The organism is Actinokineospora auranticolor (assembly GCF_041897805.1).
Lineage (GTDB): Bacteria > Actinomycetota > Actinomycetes > Mycobacteriales > Pseudonocardiaceae > Actinokineospora > Actinokineospora auranticolor.
Genome location: NZ_CP154825.1, coordinates 3,339,868 through 3,365,734 on the forward strand (window position 1 = coordinate 3,339,868; position 25,867 = coordinate 3,365,734).

Sequence of the window (25,867 nt, forward strand, 5' to 3'; positions counted from 1 at the left end):
GCCGCGCGTGCGGTGCGGGTCGGTCGGCGTGGACGTGCGGGGTGCGGGGTGGTCTCCGGTCGAGGGCCAGTGCTCGGCGCGGCTCCGGGCCGGTCGAGTTGGGACATGGCAGGCCGTCTGACCGGTGGGTCGGTGGGGTTGGGGGCTGGGGCGTGAAGGCCGAGACGGACATCTCGACGGTGGACCGGGTGGTGGCGCACCGGGAACCGTTCCTGATTGGGGTTCGGCATCATTCGCCTGCGGTGGCTCAGGTGGTGCCTGCCTTGTTGGGGGCGGTGGAGCCCGAGGTGTTGTTGGTCGAGTTGCCCGAGGAGTTGGGGGAGTGGTTGCCGCACCTGGCCGATCCCGGGTTGGCGGCGCCGGTGGCGTTGTCGGGGGTGGCGCGGGACGGGAGTGGGCTCGCGTTCTACCCGTTCGCCGATTTCTCGCCGGAGTTGGCGGCGATTCGGTGGGCCTTCGCGGCCGGGGTGGAGGTGCGGACGTGTGATCTCCCCTTGGCGTTGCACGGCGCCGACCGGGGAGAGCCGGAGTCGACAGCCACGCCGTTGGCGGATGCCTTGCGCGGCAAGATGACCGGGCGCGACGAGGAAGACCTCTGGGATCGGCTGGTGGAGGCCGCCGCGCCGGGGCAGACACCGGAGGCGATTCGGCGGGCGGCGCTCTACGTCGGGTGGGCGCTGCGCGCGGATGGTCGGGTCAGTGCGTTCGACGAGCGGCGTGAGGCGTGGATGCGGCGGGTCATCGCCGAGCACGCCGGGCGCCGCACGGCCGCGGTCATCGGCTCCTACCACGCCGCCGCGCTGCTCCAGCCCGCCGCGGAAGTGGAGGCGGTGGCGAACGGCTCGGACATCGTGACTTCCCTTGTCCCGTATGCCTTTTCGATGCTGGACGCGCGTTCCGGCTACCCGGCGGGCATTCGCGACCCCGAGTGGCAGCAGGCCGTGTTGCAGGCGGACGGGGATCCCGCGGCCGTGGAGGCCGCGGCTGCCGCGGTCATCGTGCGGATCTGTGCCAAGGTCCGCGAGTTCGGCCACCCGGCAGGCCCGGGGGAGGCACGGGAAGCGTTGCGGTTGGCCGTCGACCTCGCGCGGCTGCGGGGGCTGCCCGCGCCCGGACGCGGTGAGGTGGTCGAGGCCGTGCAGACCGTCCTCACCCACGCCGAACCCCTCGGCCGCGGCCGGGTCGTCGCCAAGGCGGCCGGGGAAGTGCTGGTCGGCAAGCGAACCGGCGGACTCGCGCCGGGGACGCCCCGGTCGGGGTTGGCGCCGTCGGTGGAGGAACTGCTCCACCGGGTGCGGTTGCCGGGCCCGGGCAGCCGCGACCCGGCCGATCTGCGCCTCGACCCGCTGCGCTCCGACCTCGACGCGGAACGCGAGGTGACGCTGCAGCGGTTCGTGCTGCTCAACATCCCCTACGCCGAACCGACCGCCACCACCGGCGTCGGCGGCGGCGACGCCATCACCACCCGCTGGACCGCCGCGTGGACACCGGCCACCGCCGCCACCCTGCCGGTCGCGGGCCTCTGGGGCCCCACCCTGCCGCTGGCCGCCGCCGGGCGACTGCGGGCGCGGCGGGCCGAGCGCGACGGGCACACCGCGCGCGACGTCATCGCCGACCTCGCCGCCGCGGCCCGCTGCGGCTTCCCCGACCTGGTCGCCGAGGTACTGGCCGACGCCGCGACCGTGCTGCCGACGTCGGCGAGCCTGCCCGACCTGCTGGCCGCCCTCGACCTGCTCGATCGCCTGCGCGCGGGCCACCTGCCCGGAGTTGGCGCCACCCTCGTCGACGACGACCTGACCGTCCGGCTGGAAACCGCCGCCGTCGCGCAGGTCGAGGCGCTCGCCGGGTCCGAGAGCCGCGACGACGCCCGGTCGCTGGTCGAACTCGGCCAGCGGCACGACACCCACGGCACCGGACTGCGCCTCGCGGCGGCCCTGCGCGACCTCGCGGAACGGGGCGCGCCGCTCATCGCCGGTGCCGCCGGTGCCACCCGCGTGCTCCTCGGCCTGCTGCCCCCGGCCGAGTTCGGCGCGCGCGCCGCGTCCCTGCTGGACACCGCCACTACGACGCCCGGTCGCCAGGCCCTGCGCGGTTACCTCACCGGTGCGCTGGCCGCGGCCGGTCCGCTGCTGGAGACCCCGGAGGCCATCACCCCGCTGGTCGACCGCGTGATCGCGGTGACCGACCGCGACTTCCTCGACCGCCTCCCCGCGCTGCGCGGCGCGTTCGGCACCGTCGGCCCCATCCCGCGCAGGCGAATCGCCGACGTCGTCGAACACCACACCGGCACCCGCGTCGACCCGACCGTGACCCACGACCCGCGGGTGCTCGCGCTGTGGCTGGAGGCCGAGCGCGACGCCCTGGCCACGCTCGCGGCCCACGGACTCCAGGCGCCCGCGCTCACCGACACCCTTGCCGTGCCCGGATCGCCGACGCCTCCACAGTCCACATCGGACATCGCGCCCGCCGTGCGGTGGCGGCTGGTGCTGGGCTCGCGCGACGACCAGCTCGACGGCCGGTCCCGGCGCTACGCCGCCGCGCTGGACGAGCTGTACGGCGCGGGAACCGGGGAAGGTGCCGCCAGTGCAGGGATCGGGGGCGGTCGCGGGCTGTCCTTTCCGGACACTCGTGACTGGTCGGAAGAACTCGCCGCGCTGTTCGACGACCGCGTCCGCGAGGAGGTGTTGGCCGCCGCGGTCGACGATGGCCGGATCGACGCGGCGCTGCACCTCGACCCGGAGGCGGTGCGGCCGTCGGTCGACCTGCTGCGGGCCGTGCTGTCGCTGGCGGGTGGCCTGTCTGAGTCGGCGCTGGCCAAGCTGCGGCCGCTCGTCGAGCGGATCGTGCGCGAGCTGACCGCGGAACTCGCCGTCCGCCTGCGCCCGGCGCTGACCGGCATCACCACACCGTTGCCCAGCAGGCGCCCGGGCGGCGGCCTCGACCTGCGCCGCACCCTGCGCGCGAACCTCGCCACCGCCCGCAGGCAACCGGACGGTCGGGTGATCGTGCTGCCGGACCGACCCGTCTTCCGCACCCGCGCCCGCCGCTCCAGCGACTGGCGCGTCGTCCTGGTGGTCGACGTCTCCGGGTCGATGGAGTCCTCGACGGTCTGGTCCGCGCTGACCGCCGCCATCTTCGCCGGCGTCCCCGCGCTGACCACGCACTTCCTCGCGTTCTCCACCGAGGTCATCGACCTCACCGACCACGTCGCCGACCCGCTGTCGCTGCTGCTGGAGGTCCGCGTCGGCGGCGGCACCGACATCGCGGGCGCCCTGCGCCACGCCCGCACCCTGGTCACCGTCCCCGAACGGACCCTGGTCGCGGTGGTCAGCGACTTCGAGGAAGGTGGCCCGGTCGCCCCCCTGCTCGCCGAAACCCGCGAACTAGTGGCGGCGGGCATCACCACCCTCGGCTGCGCCAGCCTCGACGACACCGGCACCGCCCGCTACAACGCGGCCACCGCCCAGGCCCTGGCCGCCGCGGGCATGCCGGTGGCCGCCCTGAGCCCCCTCGAACTGGCCCGCTGGGTGGGGGAGAAGGTGCGCGGATGAGTTCGGGGACGGAGGACCGGCGCTTGTCTGGTGGTGCGGGCATCGTGGTGGTCGAGGCGGAGGAACCGCGTGCCACTCATGCTTTCCGACGGGGTGGGCTGGATTTCGGTGCTGGTGGCCGTGGTCCGGCCGTCCGCGCCTGCTCGTTGGAAGGTGCGCGGATGAACTTGGCGTCCAGGGGGATGGCGGACCGGCTCCTGCCTGGCGGTGCGGGCGCCGTGGTGGTTGAGGCGGCGGTACCGCCTGTGACCTGTGCTCTCCGGCGGGGCAGGCGCGCGGTGGGCCGGACTCTGGTGGCCGCGGTCCGGCCCGCGCTCGGCGAAGGGGAATGAGGATGAGCCAGGTCCCGCAGGTCACACCGAACGTGCCGCCTGCCGTCCTCGACGAATTGCCGCCCCGGTTGCGCAAGCGGGTCGACGCGGCGCTCGATCGGGTCAAGGAGTGGGTGATCACCCGGGACGGTGATACGGCCCAGGCGGTTCTCGACGCGGACACCACCGTCACCTGGGTGTTGCGTGGTGGAACGCTCACCGGCGCCGACGACCTGACCTGCAGTTGTCTCCTGGCGCCCAAGTGTCTGCACCGCGCCTTGGCTGTCGCCACCGCGCCCGTCGCGCTCGGTGGACCGGAGCCGGAAGCCGAGGTCGGCGCCGAACCGGAGGCTGTCGACGAGAGCGCGCGGGCCGACGAGGTCGCGGCGGCGGGTGCGCTCTGGGCGGCGTGTGCGGAGGTGTTGCGCGTCGGCGCCACCGGGAGCGGGGCCGTGGTGCGTGGCGAGGTGCTGCGGGCCGTGCACTCCGCGCGGGTCGTGGGGCTGCACCGGGCGGCGGCCGCGGGGGTGCGGGTGGCCACCGGGCTCGCCGACGCGCGGGCCGGGTCCGGGGAGTTCGACCGGGCGGTCCTGGCCGAAGACCTGGCGGAGGCCATGGTGGTCTGCCACGACCTCCGCACCGGCACCGGTGACCTCACCACCCTGCGCGGCACCGCCCGACGCGAGTACCGGCCGGTCGGGTCGCTGCGGCTGTACGGGTTGTGCACGGAAGCGGTCGTCACCTCCTCCGGGTACGCGGGCGTCGTCACCTACCTCGCCGACGACAACGGCACCCTCTGGACGGTCCTGTCCCTGATGCCCGGCGGCCCCGAACGGGTCGCCATCGCCGCCGAGGGCCCGGTCGCGATCGGCGAGTCGGGCTTGACCCACCGCGCGCTCGGGAAGTCCGGGCTCCTGCTCTCCGGCGCCACCGCCTCCCCGGACCGCAGACTGGGCGCGGGCAAGAAGGTCCGCGCGGTCTCCGCGAAGGGCGCCGCCTGGACCGACCCACCGCTGGACGCGCTCTGGGCGACGCCGTTGGCCGAGCAGGTGGAAAGGGCCTTCGCCGCCGACCCCGCCTCCGGGGCCGACCTCCTCTTCCTGACCGGCACGGTCCTCGACGCCACCCCCGCCGCGCTCCGGCTCCAATTGCCCACCACCGTGGTCAACCTGGTTGGCGACACCACCTGGGCCCGGGACAACCTGCGGCTGCTGGCCGACCGCCCCGGACTCGAACTGCGGGTCATCGCCCGCCTCGTCCCCGACCGACCCGAGACGGCCACCGCCCTCGCCGTCCTCGGCGACCTCGCCACCCCCGGCCCGATCGACCTCACCCTCGACCGCCTCCAGCGATCCCACCTACCCGCCGCGCCTGCCGAATCGGTGCCGACCCTGCCCACGACACCGGTTGGGACGGATACGCGGGCCGAGTCCGCCCTGCCGACCGAACCGGCTGTGCCTGCCGTGCCGGCGGAGTCGGTGGAGCTTGCCGCGCAGGTCGAGCTTGCCCAGTCGGCTGAGCCTGCCGCGCCCGCCGAGCTTGCCGCCTTGGTGGAGCCTGCTGCGCCAGCTGCGCCCGCCGAGCTGGCAGAGCCGGTGGAGCTTGCCGCGCTCGCTGAGCTTGCCGCCCTGGTGGACCATGCTGCGCCGGTCGAGCTTGCCGTGCCGGTGGAGCTTGCTGCGCCGGCTGAGTCTGGCGGGCTGGCTGAGCCTGCCACGCCGGTCGAGCCTGCTGGGTCGGGTGAACCTGCCGAGCGGGTGGAGCTTGCCGAGTCGACTGAGCTTGCCGCGCCGTTGGAGCTTGCCGGGTCGGCGGAACTAGCTGCGCTGGCGGAGCCTGCTGGGTCGGTTGAGCCTGCCGGGTCGGGCGAACCCGCCGAGCGGGTGGGGCTTGTCGCGCTGCCTGCGCCTGCCGAGCCGGCGGATCTTGTCGGGTCGGTCAAGCCTGCTGCGCCGGCTGACTCTGGCGGGTTGGCTGAGCGTGCCATGCCGGTCGAGCTTGTTGAGTCGGTTAGGCCTGCCATGCCGGTCGAGCCTGCCATGCCGGTCGAGCCTGCCGGGTCGGGTGAGCCTGCCGGGCCGGTCGGGACCTTCGCGGTCGTCGAGGACGCGGTGCCTGCCGCCGCGCCCGTGTTGCGGGCCGCGTCGACGCCTGCCGGTTTGCTGGCCGCCGTGGTGTGCCGTGTCGTGGTGGGTGGGCGGGCGGTGGTCGCGTTGCCTTCGGCCGGGCGCGATATCGCCGCCCTCAGCCGGATCGGGCTCACCGGTACCGCCGCGCTCCTCGACGCCCTCGTCGGCTCCGCGCGGGATCGCGGGCGGGACCACTTCGGGCGCGTCATCACCGACACCGACGACGCGTTCCCCCTCGCCTGGCTCGCGGCGGCCCTGCACGCCAAGGGGTTCGCGTCGGCGGTGGTGCGCCGTGGGTGGCTCGACGAGCCGGACGGGGGCTAGTCCGGGCTCGCGGTGCGTTGGTGGCCGTCCCAGGTGAAGCGGGCGGTGGTCACCGCGTCGTCGCCGTCGGTGGCGGTGATGAGTTGGTGGATGGCGATGCCGTCCAACTCGCGGTACTGGCACCACTCGTGGTCCGAGGTGAGGACGAGGTCCAGGTCCAGGGCGGCCAAGAGGCCGAAGACCTGGCCGCGGTTCACCGTGTCCACGCCGACGAACACCTCGTCCAACAAGATCACCCGGGGCGCTTCGGGGACCGCCTGGTAGTGGGCGGCGACGGCGGCGAACAGCGGCAGGTGCAGCGCGATCGCCTTCTCCCCACCGGAGAGGGCGCCGTGCAGGCGCTTGGTCAGCACCTGCCAGCCCGCGCCGTTGGCCCGGTCGAGCTTGACCACGAACTGGTGCCAGCGGGTGTAGTCGAACACCTCCGCCAGCTGCTGCTCCCAGCTCGCCGCGCTGTCGTTGCGCCGGGCCAGCTCCACCTGCTCCCGGAAGAACCTGTGCAGTGCCTCCCGGTCCTCGTCGGACAGTGAAACCGGGTTCTTCAGCAGCAGGTCCCGCGCGGCGCGGGTGCCCGGTGGCTGGTCGGTGGCCACGTCCCAGACCAGTCGCACGGCCACGTTCGACGCGGTGCGCACGAGTTCGAGCCGCGCGTTCATCGCGTCCACCAAGTCGTTCGCCTGCCGGATCCGGTCGGCCAGGTGCCGTCGGGTGTCGCCGGTCAGGGTGCGGTCGAACAGGTCGCGCTCGTGCTCGGTGATGTTCTCCCGCGCGCTCACCGCCTCCCGCTCCAGCAGCGCCGACAGCTCCGCCGCGCCGATCCGGGCGCCGTCGACGACCGCGGTGAACACCGCCACCTCGTCCCCGGTCTCCACCTCCAGGTCCGCGCGGTCGCCCAGCCGGGCGCGGCAGGCGTGCAGGGTCTCGGTCAGCTGGTGCAGCGAACTCGCCACGTTGCGCGGCTCGTGCGGCACCGTCGGCCAGTGCGCGGCCAACCCCCGCGCGGCGTCCACGGCGGGGCGGACGGCGGCGGTCGTGCCCAGCGCCTCCCGGAACTCCACCGGCGCGCCCGCGTCCTCGGGGAACGTCCCCGCGCACAGCTCCCGGAACCGCTGGGCCCGCGCGGTGCGGGCCGCGCCCGCCTCGTCCCGCGCACGCGAGTCGTCGGCCCTGCGCTGCCGCAGTTCCCCGAGTTCGCCCGCCAGCGCCTGGATCCGGGTCGTGGCGGCGCGTTCCTCGACGCGCCACCCGTCCCGGTCCGCCCGCAGTCGGGCCAACCGGTCCAGCAATTCCCGGTACGGCGCGTCGACCGACTCCCGCGCCGCCTCGTGCGTGGCCGAGAGCCGTTGGTGCGCCTGTTCGGCCTCGACCGCGACGCCCTCCCGCTCCGCCGCGTCGGCCGCCGAGCGCTCCGCGACCTCCGCGCGTTCGGCGGCCGTGGTCTCACGCACCCGTGCGGCGTCGTGGTTGTCCACCCACACCTCGGCGAGGTCGCGGAACCGCTCCACCAGCTCCGCGACGCGACCCAGCGCGTCCCCTTCGGTCGGCAGGCCGTGTTCGGCGGCCAGCGCGGCGAGGTGCCGCAACGCCTCCGCCACCTCGCCCTCGGCGTCCCGCGTCGCCACGACCGCCCGCGCCACCGCGTCGTCGCGCGCCCGGGTCAGGGATTCGGCCTGGCGCAGTCGCCGCGCGCACTCGTCGACCGCGTCGTGCGCCGGGCGCGCCTCGCGCTCGGCGTCCAGCACCGCCGTTCTGGTGTCCAATTCGGACAGACGAGACGCGGTGGCGACGAGTTCGGCGTCCACCTCCGCGAGTTCGGCGGTCAACTCCGCGATTCGCCGCTGCCTGGCCAGCTCCCTGGCGTGCGCGCCGATGTGCTCGGCCCGCGGCTTGTGCCAGCTGCCCGTCAACGGCCCCAGTCGCCAGGCGCCGCCGGACGAAATCGCCGCGATGTGCACCGCGTCGAGCGCGATGACCTCCAGCAACCGCCGCACCGCCTCGGCGGGCACCGCGCCGTCGGACTCCGGGACCAGCACGTCCGCCAGCGAGCGCCCGGGCGCGGGCGGCAGCGACGACGGTTCGGCGAACGTGTCGTGCCCCTCGACCTCGCCGTCCGCGCCGACCCAGGCGTCGAGCAGACCGGCTGCCTGCAACGCCGCCTCGATCGGGCCGTGCGTCGCCGGATCGGTGTCGTCGGCGAAGCGCACCAGCCGCCACAGCGGCGCGCCCACGCGCCCCGCCCGGTCGGCGGTCCGGGTCGACGGGGGCGCGGGCGGTAGGTCCCGTTCCCGCGCCAGCCGCTCGACCTCCGCCGCCAGTTCGTCCTTTGTGGACAAGAGGGTGTCGCGTTCGGACTCCGCCACCGCGGCGGCCCGCGTGATCTCCCGGGACACCGCGGCCGCGGCCTCGATGACCAGCCGCAGCACCGCCGACTCCGACTCGACCGCGTCGGCCAGCTGCTCCGGGTCGGCGAACCGCAGCTCCCGGCAGTCCCGCGCCCACCCCACCAACCGCTCCGCCAACACCGCGGCCTGTTCGCCGTGCTCGTCGCGGCGCTCCCGCTCGACCCGCGACGCACCGGTCAGGGCCGTGCGGGCCTCGTCGAGCTGCCGCTCGTGCATCAGCCGCCGGTCCACCGCGCGGCCGTGCCCGGCCAGCGCCGCTCGCACGGCGTCGATCCGCGCGAACCGGTTCTTCACCGCCGCCCGCAGCAGCGGCTTCGGCTTTCGGTCCAGCGCGTCGGCCAGCTCCGCGTGCGTACCGGACATCGACGCGCGCGCCGCCGCCTGCCGCGCCTCGACCAGCAACCGGTCCGCCTCGGCCCGCTGCGCGCCCGCCCCTTGACGTGCCCGCTCCGCCGCGTCCGCGTCGAGTTCGGCCGACCGCCGCGCCCGCTCGGCGACCTGGCGCTCGCGCGCCGCCTGCCGCGCCGCCCCGTCGACCCGGTCGCGGAGCTGGTCGAGTTCGCGGCCCCGCTTGTACTCCTGGCTGTCCCGGATCCCGTCGATCGCGCCGTCGGCGGTCAGGACCCGTTCCGACAGCAGCTCCACCTCGGACTCCGCCGCGGCCCGCGCTGCCTCGATCCGCGCGTACGCCTCCTCCGACGCGCTCGCCTGCCTGCTCAGCCGGTCCACCTCGGCGGTGGCCGCGACCAAGTCGGCGGCGGCGGCGCGCAGCACCCGCCGGGCGTAGGTCCGTTGCCGGGCAGCGAGTTCGCCTGCCGCAGTGACCTGCTCGTCGAGCCGCACCAGCTGCTCGCGCTGGCGGTCGAGCCGTTCGAAGCCCTCGGCCAGCTCCGAGATCTCGGACTCGCCCAGGGGTGGTAGGGCGGCGGAGAGCAGCTTGGAGAGCATGCCCGGGTCCAGGTGTTGCGACAGCTTGGGCATGCGCAGCTGCAGCAGGGCGGTGATCAGCGAGTCGTACCGCTGCGCGCTGATCCCGCCGAACAGCGCCGCCCGCACCGCCGCCCGGTAGTCGCCCGCGTTGCCGTGCAGGGTGCCGCGCTCGCCCAGTGCCCCGGTCAGCGCCTGCCGGGTCAGCGGCTGGCCGGACGACGTGGTCAGGTCCAGGTCGGTCCCGACGCGGCGGTCGGTGGTGAAGTAGTCGGCGTGCACCTGGGTGGTGTGCTTGCTCGCCTGCAACCGGGCGCCGCAGGTGAACCACGCGCCGTCGCGGCCGAACTCCAGCCACACGTAGCCCACGCGCGTGGTGCCCCGGGCGCCCTCGCCCATCAGGTTCCAGTGCATGGTGCGCTCGCTGGTGCCGAACGTGGACAGCCGGTTGGCCCGCAGGTTCGCGTCGAACAGGAACGGCAGCAGCAGCTCCAGCGCCTTCGACTTGCCCGTGCCGTTCGGGCCGCGCAGCAGCAGCCTGCCCCGGTGGAACTCGAACACCTCGTCGTAGTAGCGCCAGACGTTGAGGATGCCCGCGCGCACCGGGTGCCAGCGCGTCTCGTCGGACTCGTCCGGCCAGGCGACGGCCGTGGGCAGTTCGGTCACGGTCACGTCCGGTCCTCGCTGGTCCTGGTGCCGGAGAGGGCGTAGCGGTACCCGGCGGGCCGCGCGGTCACCACGCCGCCGTGGTGGGTGACGAGGTCGAAGGACACCAGCACGGCCAGCGCCTCCCGCACCAGCGCGGCCGGGCCGTCCTCGCCCTGGTACGCCTTGGCCCAGTTCGGATGCGCGCGCAGGACCTCCGCCGCCGTGGTCGCCAATCGTTCCTCCGTTGTCGTGCCCGCGGTGTCGGCGGCCGTGATCGCGTCGAGCAGCAGCAGCGCCGCCACCTTCGCCGTGCCGGAGTCGTCGGGGAAGCGGGTGTCGGTGGCGATGCCGTCCGGGTCCACGAACATGATCCCGTCCGCGCGCTCCTCCAGCGCGAACCCGCCCTGCTCGGCGGCCTCCCGCAGCAGCCTGCGGCCGGTCGGCGAGGCCAGGTAGGCGCGCTGCTCATCGGTCAGGTCGGCGAGGTGGACCACCGGGTCGTCGACCAGCCGCCGGAACACCGAGTGCCGGTGCCACAGGTTGCGCCGCGCGTCGGTGGTGGTCTCGGACTCGGTGCCGTAGCGGCGTTCCCGGGAGATCTCCGCCAGCAGCTCGGGGAACCGGGACGCGATCCGGTTCGCCGCCGCGCGCCCCGGGTCGGCGGACTCCCCGGTCGCCACGCGCGACGGGCCGACCGGCGCGGCCAGCAGCCGCATCAGCAGCGCCGCGTCCACCCGGTAGAGCACCTTCGCCTCGGTCGAGTCCACGAACGCCTCGGTCGCCCCGTCCAGCACCTCCACCGCGCCCAGCCGCTCCAGCAGCGTCAGCGCGTCGGCGAAGGCGCGCCGCTCCGCGCGGGCCGCGGTGTCGAACCGGGGCAGGTCCGGCTCGGCGGCGGTGGCGTGCACGACCCGGTCGGCGAGCAGGCCGATCGTGGTCAGCGGCACCGCCAGCAGCTCCGCGGCGATCACGCAGAACAGGCTGTAGCGGCGCCGGTCGAACGCCGCGCGCCCCGACCGGTCGCGGCGCGCGGGCCGCGTCGGGTCGGCCCGGGTGCCGACCTTCGCCAGCCGCGCGTACCCCAGCCGCGGCTCGACCAGCAGCGACCAGCCGCAGTAGCGCTCGAACCACTCGGCGACCATCCGGTGCCTGCGCCGCACCACGTCGAAGCCCTCCGGGTCGGCCCGCTCGGTGACCAGCGGCGTGGCCAGCAGCAGCCGGATCGCGCGGGCGATCTCCTCGCGTTCCCTGGCCGCGGCCAGGTTGCCCAGCGTGCTCACCGCGCCCGCCGCCGCTGCCGACGACCGCCACCGGCCTCCACGGCGGTGATCTCGACGTTGTAGTCCGGACCGGAGAACACCCCGTGCGGGGTGCGCAGCCGCGCGGTCGCGTCCGTGGCGGGTGGCCGCAGGACGATCTCGACGCGGCCGTCGGCGGTCACCGCGCGCCGGGCACCGGAGCTGTCCGGCGCGGTCGACAGCGCGCGGCCGAGCAGGTCGAGGAAGCGGGTGAACACGTCGTACGGCAGCTCGCCGATCCGCGACAGCCACACCGGGCCACCGGTGTCGAGCATGTCCCACGCCGCCTGCACCTCCAGCTCCTGCCGCAGCGCCTCCCGGGCCCGCTCGGCGCGGATCTCGGCGACGTCGCGGACCCGGCCGGTGCGGGTGAACCGCTCGGCCCGCCCCGACGAGCGCAGCAGCGCCGACACCGGGACCGGGTCGCTGCCGCGCCAAGCGGCGGTGCTCGCGTGCAGGTCCGGGTCGGGGTGGAGCAGGTGCGCGTGCCGGGCCGAGGACAGGCCGAACGCCGTCGACCACAGCCGGTGCAGGTCGTCCTCGGTGGGGGCGTGCGCGAACCAGCGGGCCAGCTCGCGGAAGTCGGCGGCGGCGCTGCTGGCGCGGCGCCGCGACTCGGTGATCCGGTCCAGCACCTGCAGCAGCGTCACGATCGCCCGCCGCGCCTGCCGGTGCAGCCGGTTCACCCTCGGGTCCGGGCCGTGGAACCAGTTCCGCAGGCCGTCCCAGCGGGCCCTGCGGTGCGCCAGCCACGGCGGGCCGGGGTCGCCGTCGCTGACCGGCGGCAGCTCGGCGCCGTGCAGCGCGCGGTGGTGCAGCAACCCGAGACCGAGGTCCTCGACCAGGTCGATGCCGGAGCGGATGGCGTGCGCGCGCTGGTCGAGGTTGATCAGGAACTCCTCCAGGTAGGCCACCGTGGCGGCCTTGACCTCCCGGAACGTGGCCAGCTCGGCGCCTTCCGCGCGCAGCAGCCGGTGCAGCTCGGCGGTGAACCGGGTGGTGTTCGACCGCAGCGCGTCGAGGTGGCCCTCCAGCTCGGTGAGCGCGGTGAACACCTTGCGGTCGGTGCCGGGGGAGCCGGTCAGCAGGCGGTGCAGCTCGCCGAGGCGGTCGGCGATGGCGTCGAGCACGGCGGTCTGCAGGGCGCCCGTCGCGGTGAGCACCTCCATCGCGCGCACCGCGCCCGCGAAGGCGGCCTCACCGCGCTTGGTCAGCGAGTACTGCAGGTTGCGGCGCTCGTACTCGCGGGCCGTGCGGTAGTTCTCGGTGTGGTTCTGCACCACGTCCACGAGCTGCCACGCGCGCAGCTGGTCCAGCGCGGCGGCCAGCGCGTCCTCCGTCGGCTCGCCCAACCAGCCGACGGACCGCAGCCCACCGAGCACGTCGTCGAGGCCGAGCGCGGTCTCCATCCGCTCGGTGGCGTCGGCGAACACGGTGAGCACCGCGGTGTGGAACTCCGCCGACTCGCCCGTGGTGAACCGGAACATCTCGGGCGGGACCCGCACCCGCTCGGACGCCCCACGTGCGGGGTGGTGCTCCACGCGACCTCCGTTCGGACCTGACCGCGCTGTTCATCTCCGCGCGGGCCCCGGGTGTTTCGTCAACCGGCGTCGATCTCGTCAAGTAGGACGGTCGCCACCCGTTCCTCCGGCACCGCGACACCGCGCGCGGTGAGCGCGGCGGCGAGACCGGGGTCCCAGGGCGCGTCGGTGACCCGTCCGACCGGGGGGCCGGTGGGGCCGACGGCGGCGAGGTAGTCGGCGGTGGTCATCCGCCAGGGGACCGCGCCGGTCCGGGCCATGACGTGCGCGGCGATGCGGAGGCCCTCGCCGTCGAAGTCGCCGTGGTAGCGCAGGGTGTGGCCGGCGTCGGCGAGGAGGCGCAGCAGTCGGATCGCGGCGCCGTTGGGCCAGCCGGAGACGCAGACGATCGGCGGGCAGTCGCGGCCGAAGCGGGTCAGGGCCAGGGCGAGGACGGTGGGGTTCTCCACTGTGCAGACGGTTCGTGGTGGGCCGTTGAGGTCCGCGGCGGCGCGGAGGTGGCCGAGGGTGAGGCAGGCGGCTTGACCGGCGTCGGCGCAGGCGCGCAGGAGGGTGGCGGTCAGGTGCTCGTCGGTGGGGCGGAGTCCGGCGGCGAGGACGGTGGAGGACAGTTCGTCGTCGGCGACGCCTGCCTTGGCCCAGAGGTCGCGGCGCGCTTGGGCGTCGTTCGGTGGGTCGACGGTGTGGATGGCGGCGAGGGCGCGGAGGACGAGGGTCGAGTGCGCGGTGCCGTCGTCGAGGGCGTGGGGGTCGTGCAGGAGTTCGTCGGCGAGGGCGGGGAGCGGGGTGCCTGGGGCGGGGAGGTGGTCCAGCACGCGCAGGACGGCGTCGAGGCGTGTGCGGGTTTGTGCGATGGAGCCGTTGACCAGCCCGGCTTGGCGGACGGCGCGCGTCCAGTCGTGGAGGGCGGGTTGGGCGGTCACGACGGGGTGCGCGGCCAGCCAGGCCCAGAGGTCGGCGACGTCGTCGCGGCGTTGGGCGCGGTTGGCGAGCGGGCCGAGGAGGTCGGTGACGAACTCGCTGGTGGTGCGGCCGGTGGCGGCGCGGATGGCGGTGTCGAGGTCGTTGAGCGGGACCGACGGGGTGGGGCCGGGGAGGCGGTCGGCGCCGAGGAGGTCGGCCAGGGCGGATTGCTGAGCGGGACTCAGCGGACCCAGCCGGATCCGCGCCACGGCACGTCCGGAGGACAGGCGGTGGTGGACGGATTCCCAGACGGGGACGAGGTCCCGGGGGAGTTCGCTGTTCACCATCGCCGATCTCGCGCCGTGGGGGACTGGGGAACCCAACCTAGCAAGGGGGAGAGAAGACTGGGAACAGCGTGCTGACCGTGCCCGGCCGGGGTCGCCTGTCCGTGCCCGGTTGCCGGGCGGTTCTGTTCGCTCGGCGTGGCGAGGGTGTGGTGGCGGAGAAAGGAAAACCGGGCGCGGACATGGTGGCCGCGCCCGGTTTCCGGTCGGATCTGTTCGCTCAGTGCGTTTGTCAGCCGGTGAAGCCGACGGTGATGCGGGTGAAGTCCCAGTTGGGACGGTCCCGGTTGACGGCCCAGAAGGACAGGCGGCCGATGTGGTTGGCGTTGGACCAGTCACGGATCTGGGTCCAGATCGCGGTGGTGGTGTTCTCGTTCGAGTCGCTCATGTTGTTCATGCCGGAGATGCCGACCTTGGCGTAGGCCTCGGCGTCGGTGAGGCCGAAGACCGACTTCACCTTGTCCTTCAGGCCGTTGGTCGACTTCACCGTGTTGCCGTACATGTCGGCGCCGCCGCCGAAGTTGAACGGCATGATGGTGAAGTTGTCGATGTCGGCGTTGAGCACCTTCGACTGCTCGATCAGCCGGTTGCCCCACGAGTTCGGGCCGGTGTTGAGCGTCGGGAAGGTCAGGATCGTGCGCAGACCCGGGTTGTTCTGCTTGACGATCTTCAGCGCGGTCAGGATCCGGTCCTGCACCGCGGCGCTCTCGAACTCGTCGGTGTTCTCGATGTCGACGTCGATCGCCTTGAGGCCGTAGGCGGTGATGACCTTCTGGTACGCCCCCGCCAGCGCCTCCGCCGTCGAGCAGTTCGGGCCGAGCTTGTTGCCGCTCCAGCCGCCGATCGACGGGACGACGTCACCGCCCGCCGCGCGGATGGCCTTGATCGCGGACTCGTCGGTGCCGCCGAGCAGCGGTCGCTGGCTGTCCCACGCGGGGTTGCAGCCGTTCTGCGCCAGGATGAACGCCATGGTGAACCACTTGACGCCCGTGGCGCGGATGACGTCCGCGGGCGCGGGCGGGTTGCCCCAGCCCAGGTAGAGGTACGGCGCGGCCTGGATGAACCGGCCGGGGCCGGGGCCACCGCCACCCTCGGTGGTGGTCGCCGTGACCGGCGCGGACGCGGGGGACAGGTTGCCCGCCTTGTCCTTGGCGCGCACGGTGAAGCGGTACTGCGTGCTCGCGGACAGGCCGGTGACGGTCGCGCTGGTGCCGGTCACCGAGGTGGTGGCGCCGCCCTCGCGGATCACGTCGTAGCCGGTCACGCCGACGTTGTCGGTCGAGGCGTCCCAGGACAGCGACACGCTGTTCGCGGTGGCGCCGGTGGAGCGCACGTTCCCCGGGGTGGTGGGAGCCTGGGTGTCGCCGCCGGGACCGCCGCCGGGGCCGTCGAGGCTGAGGTCGTCGGCGTAGTAGGTGCCCTGGCCGTACCAGCCCTGCACGTACACCTCGGCGGAGTTCTGGCTCGCCGCGGTGGTGAAGCTGATGGACACCCGGGTGTAGTTGCCCGCCGACGACGTCCAGGTGGACGTGCCGCCGTTGACGCCGAGGTACACGAAGTTGCCGCGCAACCACCCGGAGAAGGTGTACGCGGTGCTGGGCTGGACCGCGACGGTCTGCGCGCAGCGGGCGATGTTGCTGCCGGACGCGGCACCGGCCAGCGCGTTCGAGCCGCCGTGCACCGGGGTGGACACGATGGACCCGGAGCCGGCCGCGCAGTTCCAGCCGGAGAGGGTGCCGGTCTCGAAGTCGGGGTTGGTGAGCAGGTTGGCCGCCTCGGCCGTGCCCGCCGCCATCACCACCCCCGCGGTGGCCAGCGCGGCGGCGCTCAGACTGGCGAGCAAGCGATGTCGGGTACGCACATGGACTCCCGGTGCGGATCAGGGGGACGGCAGGGTGCGGCCCGGACCGGTCGCCCGCCGGGGACACAGCGCGGAATTGGTCCAGACCATAAGCGGATTGAAGTGCACCCCCGCCGGGGTGTCAATAGCCCACCAGACGTTGTCCGCACTGGGAACATGGCAACAAACAGCACCGTCGAGACACTTGACGAACGGGTCGACGCGGCGGTCTACCGGAGCGCGTCGGCCAATTCCGTTGGTGTTCCGGTGAATCGCGGCGCGGGCGCGCCGAGCGCGGCGGCGAGGTCGGTCAACGCCTGTTGTTCATCGGTGGGAACGTGGTAGCCGATGATGCGGAAGTCGAGGGAAACGCCCGAATCCCGCGCCTTGTCCGCGACGGCGCGGTGCACGGCGGATTGGTCGGTCCGGCAGCGGTCGACGCCGCGGGTGGTGACGAGCACGATCCGGTTCCGCTCGCTGCCCGGCAGCGGGAACCAGCTGTCGAAGTCGTCGATGGCGGCCAGCAGCCCGCTCTCCAGCGTCGCGGCGCCGCCCGGGGCCAGGTTCCGCAACTGCTCGGCGAGGAACTCGGGGCTGTCGCCGTTGACCATGAGCGAGGTGTTCGCGCCGTCGCACGGGCCGCTGAAGCCGCGCAGGGAGAGGTACTCCTCCTCGCCAGCGTTCCGCGCCGCCGCGCTGACGGCGTCGGCCACCCCGACGAAGTCGGCGCTGATGTTGCTCACCGAGGTGTCGACGACGAACGCCGTCCGGCTGTCCGGGCGCTGCAGCCACGGTTGGGCGGCCGCGCTGATGATGAGTACCGCGAGCAGCGGCGCCCAGCGTCGGAGTTTCACCCCAGATCTCCCCATGGCGCCGAGGATAGCGGTGTCACCCTCGGCGACGGCGTTTTCCGGGCTTGGCGGCGGCGGTCTTTCCGCGACTCGTGGGTTTCGGTTGCGGCTTCGTTCTCGGTGTTGTCGTCTGCGGTTTCGCCGGGGTGCGGCCGCGGGTGCTGTTGGGGGTGCGGCCGCGGACGATGCCGATGAAGTCGTCGATGGGGTCGGTGGTGCCGTCCTCCAGCCAGGACAGGGCGACGGTCGACTGGGGGGCGTCGGTGAGCGGGCGGTAGGTGAGGTCGCGGCGGTGGTGCAGGCGGGCCAGGGACTGGGGGACGACGAGCAGGCCGACGCCGGCGGCGACGAGCTCGATGGCGTCACCGGTCGTATCCGGACGGTGCAGCGCCGCTTGGCCCGGGGGACGCTCCCAGCCGAGGGTGTCGTCGTGGGGGTGCAGGAGGACCTCGTCGACCAGGTCCGAGGTGGACAGTTCGTCGGCGTCGGCGAACAGGTGGCCCTTGGGCACGACCACGACCGTGACCTCGGTGTACAGCGGGATGGCGTGCAGCCCGTCGCGGTCGGTCGGCAGTCGCAACAGGACGGCGTCGACCCGCCCGTCGCGCACCAGCCCGGCCGCGTCGGCCGCCGCCACCTGCGTCAGGTCCAGCGGGGCGGCGGGGAAGCGCTCGGTCCAGCCGGTCACCCACTTGGCTGGCGTCACACCCGGGACGTACCCGAGTCGGAAGGGGGCGGGCGCGTCCGGGCTGGTCACGGACCCAGGTTACTGGGCGTGAGCGGATGGCCGCCCGGTACCCTCGCCCGCATGACCTCGCCGCGCAAGAGCAGCCAGACGATGAAGCCCGCCACCGCGGCCAAGAAACTCGGCGTGTACCTGGAGGCCACCCCGGCGGAGTTCCGCGACGGCGTGGTCTCCCGGGACGAGCTGAACGCCCTGCAGACCGACCCGCCCACCTGGCTCCGCGACCTCCGCCGCGACGGCCCCCACCCGCGGCAGGTGGTGGCCGCGAAACTGCGCGTGTCGATCGGTGGGCTGACGCGGGCCGGGGTGACGGAGGCGTTGACGACGGAGCAGATCGAGGCGATCAAGACGGAGAACCCGGATTGGTTGCAGCGGGAGCGGGCGTTGCAGGTGGAGGTCCGCAAGGAGGAGACCCGCTTGCGCGGGGCCCGCAAGCCGGACTGAGGTCGGGCTCGCCGGCTGCGTGGTCAAGCGGCTCGAGTGGTCGCTGGGGACCGGTCTGAGCGGGGCGGGCTGTGGCTTGTTGATGAGCCCGTGGTCGCGGTGGTGAAAGTCCGGTTTGGTCGGCGTCTCGCAACTTCGCCCCCACCGAGCGTGGCGTCTGGTCGGCCACGAGTCGGTTACTACGGCCCCGATCTGTGCGACGCCCATCTCGCTCTGGGGCGATGCCATCTCGATTGGTCGGTAGATCGCGCCATCGCGGACAAATTGCTCAATTGTTGAACAATGCGATCGGCGGGGTTGTCCACATGGCGCCGACCTGTCCACAGCTTCTTCGGTCACCGCCGAAAGACCTTGCTCCCCCACTAAGGGATGTCACGTAACTGATCTTATGGTTGGCGGCTCGGGTAATTCTTGGCCAGCCGGTGAGGGTGAGGTTGTGGAGGTGGGCGATGTCTGAGGCGGTGTCGCGCAGGGTGTGGGCTGCGCGGCGGTAGTCGCGCAGGATGGTCCAGTTCTTCATGCGGGCCAGGGCGTGTTCGGCGCGGGCCCGGATCGAGCGGTGGACGGTGTTGAGGTCTTCCTGCCAGTCGGCGAGTTCGCCGCTGTCGCGGGGTTTGCGGTAGGGCCCGATCACTTCGGGGTTGCCCTGGTAGCCGCCGTCGGCCATGACGGGGCGGCCGTCGAGCACGTCGGCGATGCCGGAGTCGCGATAGACGGTGCAGTCGTTGCGGTTGCCCGGCTTCGGCTCGCCGGTGGCGATCACCAGGCGGGTGTCGGCGTCGATGGCGACCTGCGGGTTGGTCGAGTAGCGGTGGTTCTTCGACCTCGCGGCGAGGCGGTGGTCGCGGGTGGGCACCCGGGTGCCGTCCACGATCGCGACCTGGCCGACCCCCGAGGTGGGTTGGGGGCCGTGTGTGGTCTGAGCGGGGTTGGCGGGAACAGTGTGCGGGGTTGGCGCGAGTCGGGCTCCGGTGGCGTTCTGGCTGGTAGGACATGTGGTCGACGAGCGAACTGGGCTTGTTGGGGGGGCGCGCCGCGCGACTTGGGACCGAGCCGTCCGCCGTGAGTTCTGGAGCCTCCGGTGGACGGCTGTCGGTCTTCGGTCGTGTTCGGTTGTCCCTCGCCCGGGACGATGTCCCGGGCGAGGGAGTGGGGGCGAGTGGGGTCAGCCGGCGCGTTGGGGGGTGTCGGCGGTCAGCAGGTAGGCGATGGTGCCGCTGATCAGGAGGCCGTGGTCGTGGTGGTCCACGGTCATCTCGCCGCCTCTGGTCTGGACCCGGATGGGGAACGGGAGTTGCCAGACGGTGTTCGCCACGTAGGCGGCGCCGCCCACGCCGGTGCCGCAGGCGAGGGTTTCGTCCTCCGTGCCCGGTTCGTATGTGCGAATGGCGATGTGGTCGGCGTGGCGTTGGACGAAGTCCACGTGCAGGCCTTGGTGGCCCAGGTGGGCGGCCAGTTTCTCGTCGAAGCGCAGGGTGGCGCCCTCGCGTTTGACGTCTACGGCGGCCAGGTCGGGGACCTCCACCACCAGGTGGGGTAGGGCGCTGAAGACGAACCAGCGGTCGGCGTCCACCTGCTGGAACTCGCGGCCTTCGCCGAGGGCTACGCGGACCTCGCCGCCCGCGGCGGAGACCCATTTCGGGCCGTCGTCGGTGGCGACGAAGTCCTGGTCCGCGGGTAGGTAGCCGCGGTCCACGCAGTACCTGGTCAGGCAGCGCAGGGCGTTGCCGCACATCACCGAGTGCAGGCCGTCGCCCTCGAAGTAGGTCATCTTCACGCCCGCGTCTACAAACGACAGGAAGGCGATGCCGTCCACGCGGATGGCGGTGAAGGTCTGGCAGATCTCCTTGGCCAAAACACTGTCCACATCGGACCGTTCAAGTCCGCTGCGGTCGGTGTCCACGACCAGGATGACGTTGCCGTTGCCGTGCATGAGCGCGAACACGAGCCCGTCCAGCCCCACACCGCGCACCGCTCGGCGGCGCAGGCGGTCGTGGTCCGAGGCGAGCACCCGCGGGTCGACGTCCATCGTTTGCCCTTTCCCTGGGAGTGGCGGCTAGAGCGGTCGGGCCGGGATGCCGCGCCAGCCGCTGGTGTCGGGCAGCACCTCGCCCTTCATCACCAGCGAGTCGGCGTCGAGGAACGACCCGGCGGACACCTCGGCGTCGTAGAGCACCACCGCGTGGCTGCCGACCGTCGAACCCGCCGACGCCTTGGAGTACGACATCTTCATGACCCGGTCCTCGAACAGGTGGGTCTGCAGGTCCGCCTCTTCGCCGACCGCCGCGTCGTCGCCGACGCGCACCAGGTCGAACTCGGTGAACGACACCGTGTTCAGCCACACCCGGCGCCCGACCCGCACGCCGAAGAGGCGGACCAGCGGCACGATCCACGGCGAGCCGACGAAGTTGCCGATCAGCCGCGGCACCGCCACCGCCTCGTACAGGCCGGTGATCAGTTCCGTGCCGCGCACCCAGGTGCCCCAGTACGGCTCCGTGCGCGGCCGGTACACCCGCATGACCAGCCACTTCAGCACGACCACGACCACCGTCTCGGCCAACCCGACGCCCAGGGTGATCGCCGGGAGCATGGTCACCAGGACGAACGGGGAGAAGTGGCCGAGCAGGTAGACCATCGCGTAGATGCCCGCGAACGTGCCCGCGGTGGTCAGCATCGTCGGCAGGAACACCCGGAACAGCTCCAGGAACAGCCGCACCGCGACCATGGTCGGCGTCGGCCGGTAGGTGAACTTCTCCGGGAAGTCCTGGCTGGTCTGCCTGCGCGGCAGGAAGAACGACGGTGAACCGAGCCAGGTCGTCTCCGGGTCCATCGGCCGGTCGGCGGGCGGCACCGACATCACGCCGAGCAGGCTGTTCGAGCCCATCCGCGTGCCGCCCGGCACCAGCGCCACGTTGCCGATGAAGCTGCGGTCGGACATCTCCGCCATCCGCAGCGCCACGAGACCGCGGTGGTGCACCGGCGGCGACACCAGGATGCCCGCGGCGAGGAAGCACTGGTCGCCCATGGTCGTCATGTCGACGTTGATGTGCGTCGGGATGGCGATCTCGCACCACTTGCCGACCCGCAGGCCGAGCCCGCGCAGCAGCGGGATCGCGTAGAGCGTGCAGAAGATCGTCCGGACCTGGGCGACGACCATGTCCAGCAGCCGGTGCGCGAACCACAGGCGCAGGCCGAAGAAACCCTTGTCCGAGTAGATCCCCGGCCGCGCCCGGAACAGCACGAGCCGCTTCAGCGCGGTCAGCACCAGGCACGTCGTGAACACGAACACCGGGCCCGCCGCGACGGCACAGCCCACGATCCACCCGACCGTGCCCTGGTTGATCCCGTAGAAGATCACCGCGCCGCTGGGCACGAGCAGCGCCAGCGGGAGGACGATCAGGAACAGCAGACCCACGAGGTAGCCGAACAGCACGGTGACCGGCCAGCGGCGGGTGTCGGCGCGGTCGGCCATCTCCCGCAGCTGCTGCGGCATGGCGGGCAGCTTGCGCAGCGGCGAACCGATCCAGTGCTCACCCCCGGGGACCCGAGCCCCCGCGTGCACCAGCGACTGGTGACCCACCGTGGCGTTCGCGCCGATCTCGGCACCGGCCATGACCGCGGAGTTCGCGCCGACGTGCGCGCCGTCGCCGATGCGCACCCGCGCCAACCGCAGCCAGCCGTGCTCCACCGCGTACGTCTCCACCCGGGCCCGGTCGCCGATGCTGACGCCGTCGCCGATCTCGACGAACCGCGCCAGCCGGATCAGCGGGGTGGAGAGCTGGCAGTCGCGGCCGACCTTCGCGCCCATGAGCCGCAGGTACAGCGGCAGCAGGGGAGTGCCGGACAGCAGCGCCAGGGGCGCCAGCGCGGCGACCCTGGCGTGGAACCAGAACCGCAGGTACGTCCGGCCCCACAACGGGTACCAGCCCTCGCGGACCCGCAACATGACCAACCTGCTGGCGATGATCGGCAACCCGAAGCTGGTGAACAGGAACCACGCCACCCAGACCGGGATCAGGACCCCCAGGCTCGCGCTCTCCGCGCCGAGGACCGCGCCCGACGAGGCGCCCTTCGCCCGCACCGTGACGACGTACGCCAGGGCCAACACCGGGGAGGCCAACAGCGCCAGCCAGGTGTAGAGCAGGACCATCTGCGCCACACCGCACGCCCACACTCGCAACCCGGAGTGCTTGCGCGGCTCGGGCTTCGCGGTGTCCACGGCCGTGTCCTCGGTGGGCGCGGCGGTGGACTCGACGTGCTGGGCGAGCGCGCGGACCGTGGGGTTGGCGTAGAGGTCGCCCATCGCCAGGCCGCGCAACCCGGGCAGCGCGCGCAGCCGGGAGACCACGCGCGCGGCGGTCAGCGAGTGACCGCCGAGGTCGCAGAAGAAGTCCGCCTCGGCCGAAACCTGCTCGACCTCGAGGATCTCCGACCACACACCGGCCAGATCTGTCTCAAGTGGACCCTCTGGTGGGACGTGTGGTCCCGTGTTCGCGCCCAGTGGCGGTGACGTGGGGGCGGGCAGCGCGGCGCGGTTGACCTTGTCGGCGGCCAGCAGCGGGAAGCTGTCCAGTACCTCGAGGTAGCTGGGCACCATGTAGGGCGCCAAGCGCCTGCGGAGGGTGGCGTGCAGGCGGTCCCGCAACTCGGCCTCGTCGGCGTCCGCGACGGACAACGTGAGGTAGGCGACCAGGTTCGGCACCCCGTCACGGTCCAAAGTGGTCACGACCGCGTTCTCGACGGCCTCGTCCTCGCGGATCACCTGCTCGATCTCGCCCAGCTCGACCCGGTAGCCGCGGATCTTGACCTGGGTGTCCATCCGGCCGAAGAACTCGTACTCGCCCGCCGGGGTGCGGCGGCCCAGGTCGCCCGTGCGGTAGACGCGCGGCACCTCGGCGCGGTCGCGCTCGACGGGGTTGGTGACGAACCGCTCGGCGGTCAACTCCGGGCGGTTGAGGTAGCCGATGCCGACGCCGGGACCGCCGATGCAGATCTCGCCGGTCTCGCCCTCGGCGACCTCACGCAGTTGGTCGTCGAGGATGTAGAACCGGTACGTGGGGAACGGTGTGCCCAGGGTGACCGGCTGGTCGGCGACCAGTTCGGCGCAGCTGGAGGACACCGTGGTCTCGGTGGGGCCGTAGCAGTTGAGGATCCGCCGGTCCGGCCCCGACCACTTGCGCACCAGGTCCGGCGGCATCGCCTCGCCGCTGACCAGCAGGCAGCGCACCGTCGGCGGCACGTTCTCCACCGTGGTCAACAACGTCGGCACGCTGCACAGCACGGTCACGCGGTGCTCGGTGAGGAAGTCGGTGAGGCCCTGCCCGAAGCGGCGGGCGTCGTTGGGGCCCGCGACGAGCGCGGCGCCGCCGACCCAGGCGGGCCACATCTCCTCGAGGTGGAAGTCGAAGCTGATCGACATCCCCTGGTAGACGCGGTCGTCGCCGGTCACGCCGTAGATCGGGGTGGCCACGTCGAGGAAGTTGACGATGCTGGCGTGCGAGATGGCCACGCCCTTGGGTTTCCCGGTCGACCCCGAGGTGTAGATGATGTAGCACGGGGTGTCCGGGTCGATCTCCAGGTCGAGCCGGTCGCCGGAGCGCGCGGCGATCTCGGCCGCGGACTCGTCGAGCGCGAGGACCGGGCAGGCGAGGTCGGCGGTGCGGTCTGCGGCGCCGGACCAGGTGACCAGGTGGGTCAGGCTCGCGTCCTCGGCCATGAACCGCACGCGGTCGGCCGGGAAGGACGTGTCGATGGGCACGTAGGCCGCGCCCGCCTTCATCACGCCGAGCAGCGCGACGTAGGTGTCCGTGCTGCGCCGCAAAAGGATCCCGACGTTGTCGCCCGGGCGGACACCGCGCTCGCGCAGCAGCGCGGCCAGGCGGTTCGCGGCCCGGTCGAGCTCGCGGTAGGTCAGCCGCTCGCCGTCGCACTCGACGGCGGTCGCGTCCGGGGTGCGGTCACAGGTCAGTTCGAAGCACTCGGGGAGCACCCGCGCCCGCGTGCTCCCCCGCTTGTCGAATACCGCAGTCCGACCATTTGCGCTCGCCATATTCCGTCCTTTGACCAAACACGTCGGGCCGGTGCCCGTGCCACATCGTCACGACGCTCGAAATAACTGGCGGAGTCGCCACTGGAGGGTCTACGCGTCGTGGGAACGACACCAAATTAGTTCGGGTACCTATGGGTTGCTACCGCCGTACGCGCGCCTGGCTTGAGCTGAAGGCAGGACATAATCGCCGAACATAATATGTGCCGATGTAGGCGGCCGATCGCGGCCGGGATGCGAAGTTTCCTCCGATCGTAGGGCGTTTATCTGTGAACATTCCTTCTGTAGATGTGAACGCACCGACAATCGGCCGGGTTCAAGTGGGTGACGTGGAATGGAAAACTGTTTATGAAAGAATGTCGCTATCGGGCCTTTCGGCGATCGGCACGGGCACCCGGCGGCCGGTAGGATGACATCGCATGACGCATTCGCCCACTGTCGCGTGGGGTCACTGCGGCGTTCGAGTGACCCGGCGTTGCGACATCCGAGTGGCGGTCGACCGGTGAGCGAGGATTTCACCGTCAACGTCGTCGTCTTCCGGCTCCGCGCCCCCGCCGGTGCGGTGTTCGCCAGCACCCCCACCCGCGACGACGCCGCGATCCGCCGCGCGTGGCGCAGCGCCACCCGCCACCGCCGGGTGGACCCCACCGAGGTCGTCGCCGTGCACAGCGAGTGGGAGCCCTCGTCGGCCGACAAGGACTACCTCGCCACCACGTTCCCCGCCGCCCACTGCACCCACCGCTTCCCCCGCCCCACCGCCGAGGGCTGGGACCAGGCCTTCGCCCGCGCCCGGCACGCGGTCGCGGAGGTGGTCCGCCTGCGCGCCGCCGACCGCGGCGCCGAGCTGCTGCCGCTGCTGTGGAGCAGGTCCGCCCCCGCGTCCGCGGCCCTGTCGCGGCTGCCGCACGCCCCGCTGGTCCCCGGCCGGGTAGCGGTGTCCCTCGCCTGGCTCGACTGGGCGGGGGCCCCGGCCGCGCCCGACCACGTCACCACCGACGACTACGACGAGATGGGCGCACCGCCGTTCGCCGAACTGCTCGCCACCGCGGGCCGCAACCTGACCCAGGGCCTGCGCGTCGACACCCAGCACTCAGACCATGGCGACCTGCTCACCCTCACCCGCCAACCGCGCCTGGCCGCGTCGGCGGTGGCGGTCGAGGGCTTCCACGCCCGCATGGCGCGCCGCCTCGCCGACGACCGGCTCGTGGTCGGCCTGCCCACCCCGGACTACCTCCTCATCGCGGGCGCCCGCTCCGACTGGCTGGACCTCATCCGTGAAGAGGTCCTCACCACCACCCCCCGTGCGGCGGATCCCCTACTCCCCACGGTCCTGCTCGTCGAACCCACCGGCATACGCGTGGTAGCCGAGCGGATCGGCTGAGTAGACCCGCGCTGTCGTCCCTGCCCGCGAGGCGGTGTCGAAGCCGTCGGACACGGGTGGTCGGGAGTCAATCGGTGACTAAGAGTCCCCGAGCGTTCACCCCGGGGCTAAGGTTGGTGTAACGCGGCGGCCGAATGGGCCTATTACCTGCGGTGTAAGCACCAAACGAGGGGGCGGGTACC

The 25,867-nt window shown here is 72.8% G+C and carries 13 protein-coding genes and 1 pseudogene; 4 read left to right on the forward strand and 10 right to left on the reverse strand.

Annotated elements, in window-relative coordinates; genetic code table 11:
- Positions 1–254: 254 nt before the first annotated feature.
- Both V5P93_RS15210 and V5P93_RS15215 read left to right on the forward strand, forming a co-directional pair.
- Positions 255–3,551 carry a DUF5682 family protein gene (locus V5P93_RS15210; protein WP_245930949.1) on the forward strand — a complete coding sequence of 1,099 codons (3,297 nt, stop codon included), beginning with the start codon at positions 255–257 and terminating at the stop codon, positions 3,549–3,551.
- Between the two features lie 334 nt (positions 3,552–3,885).
- A complete protein-coding gene (locus V5P93_RS15215; RefSeq protein WP_104476170.1) occupies positions 3,886–6,315 on the forward strand; it encodes a hypothetical protein in 2,430 nt (809 codons plus the stop codon).
- On the opposite strand, the gene V5P93_RS15220 is transcribed toward V5P93_RS15215, so the two are convergent.
- From V5P93_RS15220 to V5P93_RS15250, 7 genes are all read right to left on the reverse strand, one after another.
- On the reverse strand, positions 6,312–10,316 hold the full coding sequence (locus V5P93_RS15220) for a TIGR02680 family protein (protein WP_104476172.1): 4,005 nt from the start codon (positions 10,314–10,316) through the stop codon (positions 6,312–6,314). The two genes, V5P93_RS15215 and V5P93_RS15220, sit on opposite strands and share 4 nt — an antisense overlap.
- A complete protein-coding gene (locus tag V5P93_RS15225; protein WP_104476174.1) occupies positions 10,313–11,572 on the reverse strand; it encodes a TIGR02678 family protein in 1,260 nt (419 codons plus the stop codon). Before V5P93_RS15225 ends, V5P93_RS15220 begins: the two co-directional genes overlap by 4 nt.
- Positions 11,569–13,077 (reverse strand): TIGR02677 family protein, encoded by a 1,509-nt coding sequence (locus V5P93_RS15230; RefSeq protein ID WP_104476761.1) that lies wholly within the window; start codon positions 13,075–13,077, stop codon positions 11,569–11,571. The genes V5P93_RS15225 and V5P93_RS15230 overlap by 4 nt, the downstream gene beginning before the upstream one ends.
- 113 nt (positions 13,078–13,190) lie before the next feature.
- Positions 13,191–14,381: a TIGR02679 family protein gene (locus tag V5P93_RS15235; protein ID WP_104476175.1), complete on the reverse strand. Its 1,191-nt coding sequence runs from the start codon at positions 14,379–14,381 to the stop codon at positions 13,191–13,193.
- A 229-nt stretch (positions 14,382–14,610) separates the two neighbouring features.
- The gene (locus V5P93_RS15240; RefSeq protein ID WP_374066204.1) at positions 14,611–16,221 is read right to left on the reverse strand and encodes a fibronectin type III domain-containing protein; all 1,611 of its coding nucleotides are present in this window, start codon (positions 16,219–16,221) and stop codon (positions 14,611–14,613) included.
- Positions 16,222–16,448: 227 nt separating this feature from the next.
- Positions 16,449–17,087, reverse strand: coding sequence for a hypothetical protein (locus V5P93_RS15245; protein WP_374066206.1), 639 nt, complete (start codon positions 17,085–17,087; stop codon positions 16,449–16,451).
- A gap of 19 nt (positions 17,088–17,106) precedes the next feature.
- Positions 17,107–17,826 carry a LysR family transcriptional regulator substrate-binding protein gene (locus V5P93_RS15250; RefSeq protein WP_104476179.1) on the reverse strand — a complete coding sequence of 240 codons (720 nt, stop codon included), beginning with the start codon at positions 17,824–17,826 and terminating at the stop codon, positions 17,107–17,109.
- Between the two features lie 81 nt (positions 17,827–17,907).
- Here V5P93_RS15250 and V5P93_RS15255 point away from each other — a divergent pair, with 81 nt between their 5' ends.
- Entirely contained in the window at positions 17,908–18,258 is a 351-nt protein-coding gene (locus V5P93_RS15255) for a DUF5997 family protein (protein WP_219823899.1), read from the forward strand.
- Positions 18,259–18,676: 418 nt separating this feature from the next.
- Here the strand turns inward: V5P93_RS15255 and V5P93_RS15260 are convergent.
- The 3 genes and pseudogenes from V5P93_RS15260 to V5P93_RS15270 form a co-directional block, all read right to left on the reverse strand.
- Positions 18,677–19,147 (reverse strand): annotated as a pseudogene (locus tag V5P93_RS15260) (transposase family protein); the annotation flags it as partial.
- Positions 19,148–19,423: 276 nt separating this feature from the next.
- Positions 19,424–20,287, reverse strand: coding sequence for a diaminopimelate epimerase (gene dapF / locus V5P93_RS15265; protein WP_104476183.1), 864 nt, complete (start codon positions 20,285–20,287; stop codon positions 19,424–19,426).
- A gap of 27 nt (positions 20,288–20,314) precedes the next feature.
- Positions 20,315–24,307, reverse strand: coding sequence for a Pls/PosA family non-ribosomal peptide synthetase (locus tag V5P93_RS15270; RefSeq protein ID WP_104476185.1), 3,993 nt, complete (start codon positions 24,305–24,307; stop codon positions 20,315–20,317).
- 499 nt (positions 24,308–24,806) lie between these two features.
- Between V5P93_RS15270 and V5P93_RS15275 the strand changes: the two genes are divergently transcribed.
- Positions 24,807–25,685, forward strand: a complete 879-nt coding sequence (locus V5P93_RS15275; RefSeq protein ID WP_104476187.1) for a hypothetical protein — start codon at positions 24,807–24,809, stop codon at positions 25,683–25,685.
- Positions 25,686–25,867 lie beyond the last annotated feature (182 nt).